At 40.5% G+C, this 12505-nt stretch carries 9 protein-coding genes; 4 read left to right on the top strand and 5 right to left on the bottom strand.

Annotated features, from left to right (window positions below; genetic code table 11):
- On the bottom strand, positions 1–1224 hold a 1224-nt coding region (locus tag RMY16_RS32150), incomplete at its 3' end, for a histidine kinase dimerization/phospho-acceptor domain-containing protein (protein WP_322739773.1).
- 1019 nt (positions 1225–2243) lie between these two features.
- Between RMY16_RS32150 and RMY16_RS32145 the strand changes: the two genes are divergently transcribed.
- Positions 2244–2681: a CAAD domain-containing protein gene (locus RMY16_RS32145; RefSeq protein WP_322669329.1), complete on the top strand. Its 438-nt coding sequence runs from the start codon at positions 2244–2246 to the stop codon at positions 2679–2681.
- 232 nt (positions 2682–2913) lie between these two features.
- Here RMY16_RS32145 and RMY16_RS32140 read toward each other — a convergent pair whose 3' ends face one another.
- Both RMY16_RS32140 and RMY16_RS32135 read right to left on the bottom strand, forming a co-directional pair.
- Positions 2914–4065: an S-layer homology domain-containing protein gene (locus RMY16_RS32140; RefSeq protein WP_322739772.1), complete on the bottom strand. Its 1152-nt coding sequence runs from the start codon at positions 4063–4065 to the stop codon at positions 2914–2916.
- A 200-nt stretch (positions 4066–4265) separates the two neighbouring features.
- Positions 4266–5015: a Uma2 family endonuclease gene (locus RMY16_RS32135; RefSeq protein ID WP_322739771.1), complete on the bottom strand. Its 750-nt coding sequence runs from the start codon at positions 5013–5015 to the stop codon at positions 4266–4268.
- A gap of 241 nt (positions 5016–5256) precedes the next feature.
- Between RMY16_RS32135 and RMY16_RS32130 the strand changes: the two genes are divergently transcribed.
- Positions 5257–6615, top strand: coding sequence for a sensor histidine kinase (locus RMY16_RS32130; RefSeq protein WP_322739770.1), 1359 nt, complete (start codon positions 5257–5259; stop codon positions 6613–6615).
- Positions 6616–7029: 414 nt separating this feature from the next.
- On the opposite strand, the gene RMY16_RS32125 is transcribed toward RMY16_RS32130, so the two are convergent.
- Entirely contained in the window at positions 7030–8526 is a 1497-nt protein-coding gene (locus RMY16_RS32125) for a glycosyl hydrolase family 57 (RefSeq protein WP_322739769.1), read from the bottom strand.
- 447 nt (positions 8527–8973) lie between these two features.
- Between RMY16_RS32125 and RMY16_RS32120 the strand changes: the two genes are divergently transcribed.
- Positions 8974–10197, top strand: coding sequence for a ScyD/ScyE family protein (locus RMY16_RS32120; RefSeq protein WP_322739768.1), 1224 nt, complete (start codon positions 8974–8976; stop codon positions 10195–10197).
- A gap of 84 nt (positions 10198–10281) precedes the next feature.
- Here the strand turns inward: RMY16_RS32120 and RMY16_RS32115 are convergent, their stop codons facing one another.
- Positions 10282–11103 carry an SDR family NAD(P)-dependent oxidoreductase gene (locus RMY16_RS32115; protein ID WP_322739767.1) on the bottom strand — a complete coding sequence of 274 codons (822 nt, stop codon included), beginning with the start codon at positions 11101–11103 and terminating at the stop codon, positions 10282–10284.
- 1219 nt (positions 11104–12322) lie between these two features.
- Here RMY16_RS32115 and RMY16_RS32110 point away from each other — a divergent pair.
- Positions 12323–12505, top strand: a 183-nt coding sequence (locus tag RMY16_RS32110; protein ID WP_322739766.1) for a hypothetical protein, incomplete at its 3' end; no start/stop codon positions are given.

Below are 12505 nucleotides of genomic sequence, written 5' to 3'. Positions count from 1 at the left end.
CATTTTCCCCGCTTCAATTTTTGACAAGTCGAGGATTTCGTTAATCAAGTGCAGTAGATGCTTACCAGCAGCGTTAATTGTTTCTAAGTCGGTGATAAAGTCTGGCGATAAACCGAGATCGGTAGCGTCGTCTTCTAGTAGTTGGCTTAGTCCAATGACAGCATTTAATGGTGTGCGTAATTCGTGGCTAACATTAGCCAAAAATACGCTTTTTGCCTTGCTAGCAGCTTCAGCTAATTCTTTAGCTTGTTGTAGTTCTTTTGTTCGCTCGGATACTCGCTCAATCAGACGATTTAGAGATTTGGCGAGTAGCCCAATTTCATCTTCAGTGGTGACGGGCGCTCGCAAATCGAAATTATGTTTCCTGGCAACTTGTTCTGCTACTTGGGTTACAGTGATAACTGGTTCAGCGATCGCTCGACTGGTACGCCAAGCAACAATGGCTGCGATCGCTACCGAAACCAGCATACTCGCGATCACGATGAATCGTTCAACTATTCTCGCCTGCTCAACGGCTCTTTGCCTTTCTTGCTCTTGATCTTCAGCAGTTTGCAGGATGTTAGTCAAGCTTTGCGAAAGCTGGTCCAGCCGCATGGCTGTTTCACCACGCATTATTATTAATAACTGCGATCGGGCAGAGGAAATCTGCTGAGGCTGCACTTTTGGGGAGTCAATTTTCTGTAAGACAACCTCGATTTGGTCAACGTAGGCTTTTAAATTAGTCTTATAATCCAGCAATAAGGTCTGTAAAGTCGAACTTGTTGCTGCTAGTCTTTTAGGTTTACTATCGAGAAATCCGCCAATTTTTGACTCTAGTTGCTTGGCTTTTTCAACATTCTTCAGAAAATCAGCTTTTTTGTTTTGCAGTTGTTGTGAATTATCCAATACAGCAACTAGGTTAGAACTATGTAATTGCGCCCCTACTACTGCATCTTTATAATTACTCAGTAGTTGTCCTTGTTCATAAGCTTGATTAAATTGTCTAACTTCCCTTCCCCGGTAGTAATTAGCAATCACTAACCCAGTCAGTGAGCCAAAAAAGCCAATTCCGATAGCTACAAAGTACCCATAGCCAATTTTTTGATGGATACGCCAAGAACTGGCTTTGAGCTTCCCTCTTGAGGGAAATTCTATAGTTGGGAGTTCGTCTGTCGATGGCTCTTCGGCTGACACTTTTTTGCTTTCTGAACTGCTGTAGATAGGGGTTGGCTTTTGAGTTGGCATTTCTCAAACCTCCTTGCCTTCCCGCAAAAATAATCAAATTAGTCTAGATTGTCAAAATACCTTAATTAGTCATTAACATCTACATTATCTTCTTTTATCGCAAGAGCAAATCGTTGCTTGCTAGATAATTAGCATCATCTTAGATAAGATAAGTAATTTTTACAACAAATTTTATAAGTATAATTACTAAGTTTAAGAGAATTTACTTTTTTAGGAGCAACGATATAGTTTCCTGCACTAAAGACCCTCCTGAGAGCATCTTTCCCTTACTACACTACTTTCCACAATATGCGGTTGATAGCAAGCAATGAGTTCTTGCGATCGCCTAAGCCACTACTCTACCTTATTGCTTCCTTATAAAATTAATACAATCAGGAAAAAACAAAAGGTTTGATACTTGTTGGGGATGGGGCATTGGGCATGAACAAGAGACAAGGTAGACAAGGAAGAGCGGGGAGACAAGGGAGAGATTTGTTCAATAATTCCTCCTTGTCCCCTGCTCCCTCATCCCAGGCATATATATCATAAAATAGCTTAAAAGTCTAGTCTATATGAACACAGAAAAATTTTTATTACGTATTAATATCAATACGAATGCGTTAATTGACGAACGCGGCTTAAGATAGCTTTAATATCGGCTAAAATCGGCTTCTAGGCTTATATAAATGAGAAGTGGAGTGATTTTTGCATTATTTGTACTTAGATTTAGTACGATTATGAGCAAATGACACGGAATGGGATAATCACAACCTGAGGATTCCAGTTGATTCCAAAAATAGAACTCAGGAAGTTGATTATAATACATCCTGCTGCCTTCTGAGTTCTATCCTCCTACTGACTGTCTACCTTGTAGTTGATGCAGTAGATAGTAAGGGGCAACTATGGTTATAGGACACTAAAATCTTTTTGTGCCTTTCACCAAATTGTACTGATGCACAAGTACATTACCTAATCAACAACCTTTCGGTTGTAATTATCCAGATTAGAAAAACTCAACTGTCAAATTAATAGGAGTGAAAATGCCAGAACAAGAATTTACCGAAAACGCATCTAAAGAGACTACAGTGGCAGAGATCAACAACCAAACGGGAACCATCACCAAACTCCAGCCTCCGGCACAGCCTCAAGACGAATGGGTAAAATACGGAGAGCAAATTTCTACCTTTTTAGCAACATTACCAGAATATCTGGGAAGCTTCTTTAATCAATATAAGCAACCCCTGGTAACAGTTGGTTTAATTGTAGGATCAATTGTTGCTGTTAAGGTACTCTTGGCAATATTAGATGCTTTGAATGATATCCCTTTGGTGGCACCTACTTTTGAGTTGATTGGTATTGGTTACTCTGCCTGGTTTGTTTACCGCTATTTACTCAAAGCCTCAACCAGGAAAGAGTTAACTAGTGAAATCACCACTCTTAAATCACAAGTTGTCGGTAAACAAATTCCAGAAGCTTAATATCTAATTATTGCTTCTCTACCAGACGCTACGCGTAGCTTGCTCCTGTGTAGAAGTACGCTATAATTCCAAATCATGAAGTCTGAATGCCGGAAGTCGGCGTTCAGACTTCTCTGAAAATTCCTGACGAAATTTTTAACAATTTGTAATATCAAAACTACACCCATAACGCTAGTACTCGTAGAAGTTGCTTCCTACGATCCTTGGTTTAATTACGAATTAGTAATTATTGTTAAGGCGAACCTCCGGTGGTCAATTTAGCTTTTGGGGTCGGTTTTTTTGGACTCTGTGGAAGTTCTGAAGATATTTTGGGCGACGATCGCACTATATTAGGAGATGTAATTGTCGGCAATTTGCCCCGTTTGACTAAAGCTTGATGAATCATCGCCGCCACTTCTGCCCGACTAGCTACTTTGTTTGGATCGAGGACTTGGGGATTTGGATAGTTAACTACCAAACCATTGGTTGTAGCAGCAGCGATTTTGGTGATAGCATAAGGCGGAATATCTTTAGCATCTTTATAGACACTGAGAATCTGATTTGGGGAAGTGGGTGCTTTTAAATTCAGCCCACTGACAAGGGCAACTAAAACTTGTACTCGTGAAATATTTTGTTGTGGTTTGAAGGTTTTTTTCGGGTAGCCCTTGAGAAAACCCGCACTGATGGCTTGGTTAATTGCTGGAGTTGCCCAGAATTTTGTTGGTACATCTTGAAATGCGATCGCAGTCTTAGACGGTTCTTGGTCAAAGGCTTTTTCTAGTATGGCAGCAAATTCGGCGCGATTTACAGCCTGATTTGGTCTAAAAGAATAATCAGGAAACCCTTTGAGAATCCCACGGGCAGAAAGAACGTCTATAAAACGCCGACTCCAAAAGTCATTGGGCACATCGTTAAATGCAATTGGTGGCGGAATGATTGATTTTGGTTTTGCCGGAGTTACTAAAGGCAACGCTGATGATTTGAGTGATGACTCAAGTTCTGTTGGAGGAGATACAGGTGTTTGTGGTTGTGGGGATTGAGTTGGGATTACCAAAATAGATGGTAACATTGCGCGGTAAGGAGTTGCGCTGTTAGTTGGGAATGAAGGTGTCTTGGGTTCAACAACAGCTTCAGGTGAAGAATAGGGCAAAACGTTGTTGGGGACTGTATAAGGTTCTACCTTGGCAGTAGGAGAGGGCAATACTGGATTTGGTCGAACACTAGGAGAAGGAGTGGAGGAAGGCAACAGCAGCCCGTTTAAGTTCCAGCTAGAATCTCTGCGAGACAACGACCAAAAAAGAATCGCTCCGATAGTGGTGAAGGCAACCAAAATGGCTATAAATTCATCAAAGCCAAGGGCAGTTTTTTGAGATGACTCCGGTTCGGAAGGAGGTCTATTTGTCATCGTGATTACCCTGGTAGCAGTAAAATTTGTGTCTAAACAAATTAAGCCACAGATGACTCTTTTACACCAGCCCTTTTTTAATTCGTAATTCGTAATTCGTAGTTTGTAGTACGGTATTAGATTTCTGGTTCAATAGATGACTCTTTTACACCAGCCCTTTTTTAATTCGTAATTCGTAATTCGTAGTTTGTAGTACGGTATTAGATTTCTGGTTCAATGCCAAGCGATCGCAATTGGGCAGCTAGGCGATCAGCTCTTTGGGATTCTTGTTCTGCTCTTTGGGATTCTTGTTCTGCTCTTTCATCGCCACTCAATAACAAATTCCCTTGTAAATCCCACCAACGCAACCAGGGTAATTCCACATTCTGATATTTTCCCTGCCATAAGCCTAATTCAACACCCAAAGCAACTATAGGATAATGTCCTCGTTCATTTGCTGGTAAAACTTGATACTGTCCCTCAATCAGATGATAAACTTCTAGGCTGGCTTTACTCGCTTCATAAATGCCGTAGAAGGCAGGACGAATGACTTGCTCATAAATCCAAAATTTACCCTTCAAAGGAGTTTTATCTCGTTCTTCACTACCGTCCCCAGAGACAAATTCTAAAACAATCAACGGGGCAATAAACTCTCGCCACATCACATAAGAACGTCGGGTTTGCCCATTGAGCAAAAACGGTACATTCGGGACATAAAACCAATCTGGTGCTTCCGCGCCTTTTTCAAGGGGATCGGTCAAGCGCCAGTAAATGCCTAAGTCCTGCCCTATACAGTATTCACCTTCAGGATTTAATTGCTTGAGGATGGGTGTAATTGAGTCAGTTAGTAGAAGGCTTTGGGGATGCTCTTGCCAATTTTTCACAAAAGTACCATTGGACTCAGGAAGCTGGGTATGATCGGGGAAGGGGAAAGGAGCCAGAGCGTTGGGTGGATCGGTTACAGAAGTCATAACGCTACCTTTGCACTTTTGGTAAAGGTTATTTTTAGTTTAGCTTGCGTAGGCGTAGCCCGTCGTAGACATCGCTTTCTCAATATTCTGCACCCAGATTATAAATTCCCCACCAAACGATTTTTACCTTGGTAGACCATTAGTGTTATTAGATACCTAAACTAAAACCGGATTTTGAGGGTGGCAGAATGTAAAATATTAACTTATTCTTTACCTGTCTTTGAAAAAATCAGGGTGTCTAGTGCCAGAAGAATTTAGTTGCCAAATCTCACCGCCATTTTTGTCTGAGGGTAGCGATCGCGATCTTGGTTTAGATTCAACTCTCCAAGAACTACCAATGTATAACTTCTCAGTGGAGATTAGCCACACCGGGATGGAAGTGGCTAGTTTTTTGGACAAATACCCCCTGCTACCAGGAGTAATTTTGGTAGAACAGGGACAGTTCATTGGGATGATTTCGCGGCGGCGACTACTAGAATTTTTGATTCGTCCATTCGGACAAGAGTTATTTGTTCAGCAACCATTAGCTGTTCTCTACAGCTATGTGCGGACACCGATGTTGCTGGTTGCTGATACAACATCGATTTTAACAACAATGCAACTTAGCCTAAAGCGATCGCCAGAATTATTAGCAGAACCAATTGTCGTAGAAACGGAATCTGGCGCTTATAGATTGTTAGATGTCCAAGAATTGAATATTATTTCTTGGCAAATTCGGGGAATCGACAATCTGATTCGTTATGAACGCAGTCAAGCCCAAATGATTCAAAATGATAAAATGGCAAACTTGGGGCGTTTAGTAGACGGCGTAGCCCACGAAATTTTAGACCCAGTGGGTTTTATTTGGGGTAATATAATTTATGTTTCAAACTACAGTCAAGATTTACTCAAACTAATAGCAGGTTACGAGCAAAATTTACCATTAGTTTCTCCGGCAATTAACCAGATTAAAGAAGAGATTGAATTTGATTTTTTAGAACAAGATTTGTCGCGATCGCTCGCTAGTATTCGCACAGGAGCGGAAAGATTAAAAAAACTCGTTACTAGCTTGCAAAACTTCTGTCACATTGATGAGCTTTTTCCCAAGCCAGTAGATTTACACGCCTGTATAGATAGCATCATTTTATTAATTAATAGCCGTCTTCAAGGAGAAATTGAAATCGTCAAATACTACGGTCAATTACCCCCAGTGTATTGCTTTATGGGGCAATTAAACCAGGTTTTGATGAATATTTTAAGTGAAGTTGTGGATACTTTACTCAATGAAGGAGTGCGACAGCAGTTACATTTAGAAGAGACAAAGACTGTTCAAAAACCCCGAATTGAGATTACCACAGAAGTTATATCCCAAGAAGCAAGCAACCCAGATGCACCCGATTCTCGCTGGGTTTTAATTCGCATTGCTGATAATGGCTCTGGAATGTCTGAAGAATTAAAACAGCAAATTATGGAGTCTTTTTCTCTGGAAACAAAGAATGGTAAAAATACTGGTTTAGCAGTAAGTTATCGAATTATTACTGTGAGACATGGCGGAAAATTAAATTTTCATTCACAGATTGGTATAGGTACAAAATTTGAAATATTGTTACCTCTGGTGTGAGAAGATGCAGCAGAATCCAGAAATAAAAGACGCTTTATACCTTGGTAAGAGACGAATCTTTGTCTACTTTATCAACTTGTAATCTGCTATATATTAAGAACAACTGTCATAAATATTTTTCATTTTACTGCCTATTTAGAAACTACAGCAGATTACGACTTGGTGAGGTACAAAAATACCCCACCCTAACCCTCCCCTTTCTAAGGGGAGGGAATTAGATTTGCTATTTCCCCCCTTTACAAGGGGGGATTAAGGGGGGTAATTCACCGTAGCCCTTAACAGGGGAAGGGTGTACTTCATTTACTGTAATATGCAATGTATTAATGACACAACCCCCTTAAAAAAGGGGGTTTAATTCTCTAATTTTTAAGGAGGATCGAGTATTAAGAATCGATATGCGTTCCAGTCTCGAATTCAATTCATCTGCAATAAATTTTCGCCACGTTGATAAATTTCCCGTGCGTGATCAGTCCAAGCGCCTTGTCCCCAATAACGAAAACAACTGGTTTGCAACAACAGATTATGTAAAAAAACGTTACGATAATGAGATTGTCTAGTTACAGGTTCTTCTGAGTCAACCTGTTGTAATGGATCAAATTTTTGATGGAATAAACTGCTTAATTGATACATGGGAGACAACACATTTTCATATCCTTTTACCCAACTGATATGATTTGTCCATGAGGCTCCATCCAGGTGAAAATTAGAGTTTGTTTGCTTTAATTCTTGAATGGCATTTTCTACAGCTTGCGGTTGAATATTATCTGGTGAAACTCGCTCCCAAATCTGATGTTGTCCCACTGGCTGACAAGTTGGATAATTTTCAGGTTTGCATCCGGCTGCTTCGATTAATTCTAAATATTCTGTACCACACACACCAACAACACCTGATTTTCCTCCGCCATTATTGACCATATCCCACCAAGCTTGTTTAAAAGCGCTAGGAAATTCATTCATCATCACGCCGCCATTTTCACCATCGCCAATTTGGCTAACTATTGGTGGTACAAATACACCGCCAATTTGTTGTTTGGATAATGTTTTTGCTTCATAATAAGGCTGCATTTGTGCAACTAATTTAGTATCAGAACCTTGGGTTTTAATTAAAGCTGTAATACTAATTGTTTCGCCCTGAGAATTCCGGGCAACCAAACGATGTGGTAAATGTTTATAAGCGAGAGATTGACCACTAAGAGTTTCTACAGAATGTTCTTGAACAAGTAGCCAGCGATATCCACATTCTTTCAGCGCTTTCACAAATTCAAAGAGAGCATCGGGGTGATTGGGTAGGTGCATTTCTGGGGGCGAAAATCCTTTGACTCGCGCTAGTGCTTCCCAGCCAAAAATTGCTGCAAAGTGATGTTGCCATGCAACGATATGTAATTTAATATCTGCTATGGGTGTGGAAGGAATAACTGCATGACCCCACATTGTACCCAGCCATTCTACATAAGGTTGGTAGGTGCGATCGCAAGTAATCCGTTTGAGATTATCCAGCACATCACCGCGTCCCATTTGTCGCAGTCCCCACAGCAGATTACCTGAGTAATCCAACATTACACGCGGATTGCAACCTTGATTTACAAGTTCGGGGATGAAGTCACCCATGCGGCTGTAACAATGGGCAAAGGGATCTGCATTGTGGTTATCCCCTTCATGGGGATGTTCAAACATATATTGCAGATTGCTGATCAGTGTACCGCCATTCCCAGCAGGTATAGTTGGCTGGTGCATGTGCAAAGCGATCGCAAACACAGCATTTACATCTTCTAAGCGGATATTCGTGGTTGGTAAAAATACTGGTCGATCTTGGTTAACCACAGAGAGAACCTCTGTTTCCCAACCAGAAATATTCGGTAAGCCATCAATGATTTCGGGCAAAGGAGTCAGGGTTGTGGGGAAGGAAAGCATTTCTGATTGCTCCGAAACAAGGTATGTCTAATTATGCGATCGCCCAGCAATTTCTGATCTGCAACTTTATGTATTGATGCAAACTGCGATCGTCTTGTAATCCCACAATATCTGTGTAGTTCAACTGTTGGGATATAACACTTGTATAAAAAGTACTAAGAATATCCAGTATTTCTATTTAATTTTGTTGCTAGTAGTGTACATCTGTACGCCTCTATAGCCGATTCATTATGTTGCAAAGATTTTTTTTAATGGTATGATACAACTCAAAATTCAGATCAAAATTTAGAAATTCAGATTTCATCTGGTTTTCTGGGCTTGGATCTGTTTCCTTCTTTTAAATAAGCTGTAAAATCCCCAGAAACTATAAACATTAAATATTATTATTTTTCAAGATAAAATTTTCCATTCCATGCTTTACGCAAATTGCATTTTAGGAGGAGTGTCATGAAACTAAAACAATTTGGAATTACATTTTTGAGTGTTTGTATTGCTGCTTTTTCGGGAATCAAAGCAGCAGAGGCGGCATCATTTTCGGTAATTGCCGATGGTCTTAATAATCCACGAGGTTTAACTTTTGGTAATGACGGGAGTCTCTATGTCACCGAAGCAGGAACAGGCGGCAGTGGAGCTTGTGTTCCTTCACCGAGCGTTGCAAACCAATCTTTATGTTATGGCACAACTGGTGCAGTGACAAAAATTGGAAATGGTACGCAAGAACGTATACTTACAGGGCTTCCTTCTTTAGCATTACCAGATGGTACTGATACTTCTGGGCCTCAAGATATTAAATTTGATGCTACCGGCAAGCCTTATATTGCAATTGGATATGGTTCAAATCCAATATTTCGCGCCACATTAGGTAACACTGACTTAGGAAAAATCATCACTGCTAATTTCAATACAAATTCGTGGACTAGTGTTGCTGATTTAGCTAATTATGAACTTGTAAATAATCCCGATGGAGGCGATCTAATTAGCAATCCTTTCTCTATTCTTTTAGATAGAAATAAAATTGTTGCAGTTGATACCGGTGCTAATGAGTTACTCAGCGTGGGTACTGATGGCAGTAATTTAAAGGCGATCGCCACAATTCCCCGGCAGACATTAACTAATCCAATTTTTCCCACTGGCGCATCGTCATCGCCATTTGAAATCCAAGCAGTACCCACAAATATCGCTAAAGGCCCAGATGGCGCTTATTATATTAGTGAATTAACTGGTTTTCCTTTTCCAGAAGGTGAAGCAAAAATCTATCGAGTTGGTGCTGATGGTCAACCAACAGTTTATACTGATGGCTTTACCCAACTTACTGACTTAGATTTTGATAGTGAGGGTAATTTATATGCTTTACAGTACGCCAATCAGTCCCTCTGGAAAGGTAATCTAGATGGCTCTGTAATTAAGATAGCAAGGGATGGGACTCGTACAACTATTCTTAGTGGCAATGGATTAGAATCTCCTACTGCTTTGACTATTGGTGCTGATGGTGCTATCTACGTGACAAACCGAGGCGATCGCCCTGGACAGGGACAAGTTATCAAAATTGAGAATTCCAAGTCTGTTCCTGAATCTACTTCTACCTTCAGCTTATTAGCATTTTTTGGCACTGTGAGCCTTACTTTGTTGCACAAGAATAAAGCCAAACGACTGAAGATTTCGGACTTTTAACTATGGAGTACTACTGGGCACTCAGCACTCAGCACTCAGCACCCAGCACCCAGCACTCAGTACTCAGCACTCAGCACTCAGCACTCAGCACTCGCTACGCGAAGGGATAAGTTTTTCAATCAGCCGTTGTCTGCTTGGTGCTGGCGGTGTTGCTATTCGTAAAATTAGCTCTAACAACCAAGGGGTGAGGCGTTGACACAACACGGCTAAATGACTTTGCCATCCAACTAAAATTTCTGATGAATCATTCTGCATTCCGGTGACGAGTGCTTTAGCCACTTGCTGGGGAGTCATGGGGATTACCCAGCGAAATAATTTTAAGTCGCGCACCATGTCTGTGTCTGTCAAGGAAGGTAGTAATGCAATGACGCGGATATTGTGTTCAGCTAATTCTTGGCGCAAGGCTTGGGTAAATCCTAAGATGGCAAATTTGGTTGCTGAGTATGTCGCCATTGTCGGTGCTGCAACTTTCCCCATCAGGCTCGATACATTGACAATTGTCCCTTGTTTTTGGCTAGCCATGCGTCGAGCAATCAAACTAGTGAGGTTGTACATTCCTAACAAGTTCACCGAGAGTTCTTCTTGAACTTGGGGCATTTTAGATTGCAGAAATGAGCTTTGGTATGCGACTCCCGCACAATTAACCAGCAGGTGAATCTGTCCATAATTTCGCCATAGTTGAGCAACAGCGATATTTACTTCAATTGTCTGCGTCAAATCTAAAGCCACGATCGCAGCTTCTGTACCCATAGCCTCGATTTCGTTGGCTACCTCTAATAACTTGCGGCGATCGCGTGCTACCAATATCATCCGTTTGATGCCTTGTTGCGCTAATTCGAGGGCGATCGCTCGTCCAATTCCACGCGAAGCCCCTGTAATTAGGGCAACTTTACCTTGAATCTCCATTAGTTTTATTCTCCAAAATTTAAGTCTTACCAAACTCCTCGTTATTGCCGATACACACAAGCAAAAGCTACTCACTTGTCGGCATAAAGTAAGACAAATAATCAATCACAATTGAAATCAAACTGAAACTAAGCCTTTAGCAATGAGACATTTCTTGGTTAATCTGCAATCCCTCATAGTTGTCTATATGAGGCAGAAATTTCTCGTTTTGAACCCGTCAAAGCCTAACACACTTGGCTGAATGGGTATAGCTCATAGATTTTATTTCTCCTAGATCCGAGCGTTCATCAGCATCGCTGTCATACACACGTTAGCAATTAAATCAAGCTATTGCAATATTCTTTAATAAGTATTTCTTAATACTTCTTAACGACAAGTATATATATACAAAAGATTTTCTTAAATAAGTTTTTATGAATCCCTCAGTATAAATATCTCACTTTCCTGACAAATAGCCCTGTTTTAGGAAATTGTGATATCTAATTCATGGTTTAGAAACCAAAAAGACATATAGCATTTTGGCTGATAGTTGCAATAGTTGGAAGTCTCAACTAACTCATATAATTGCAACAGTATATTTACTGTTTTGCTGAAAATAAAGGTTAATGGCTTTTATTTATTAGAAATAATCCAAAATAGCTAGATCGTTGTCTAAAATTATCTGCCAAGACTTTAGAATAAATAGTAATTTATTTAGATTTAGCTTTGAGTTTATCCAAGTAATGCTTGAGACTTGGCTCGTTCATAGCAAACTTAAATCATTTGTGAATAATAAGATCCCCAATTTCTTAGAAAATCGGGGATCTAACTGTAAGTCAATATAATTTCTAATTGATGATTCCGCCGAAAATCGCACTCCGTACATTTACGTAACTAGTTATTATTACCCCACAGTTAAATCGATTTACTCGCAGCAAAGATGGATATCAATACTGCTCGGTTAAGAATATTTGTAAGTTCGGTTGAGCGTAAGCGTTACCAAAAAACAAAGCAAAATGTTGAGTTTCGTTCCTTAGCCCAGAGCAGGACTTTTGATCTCAATGTCTGAGCCGTCCCCCCCTTACCAAGGCTGCGGTGTATACACAAGTCTAAAATAGTTTACTCACCTGCTTTTTCGCGTCAGTTTTACCCCACCCTAACCCTCCCCTTGCAAAGGGGAGGGAATTAGATTTCCGGCTTCCCCCCAATGCATCGGGGGGATTGAGGGGGGTAATTCGATTTGTATATATACCTAGCTTACCAAGGGGAGACTACAGGGGGGTTAAAACGATCTCAAATTCTCACGAATGATTTAGGACTGCTATATAAGCAACAGATACCTCGAAGTCATGTTGAAGTACTTGAAAGTCGTGTTGAGGTACTCCAAAATCGTGTTGAGGTACTCCAAAATCGTGTTGAGGTA

It is taken from the genome of Nostoc sp. DedQUE12b, from assembly GCF_034530835.1.
Classification (GTDB): domain Bacteria; phylum Cyanobacteriota; class Cyanobacteriia; order Cyanobacteriales; family Nostocaceae; genus Nostoc.
Note: the sequence above shows the minus strand (reverse complement) of the source record. Positions and strands in the feature narration are given on the sequence as shown.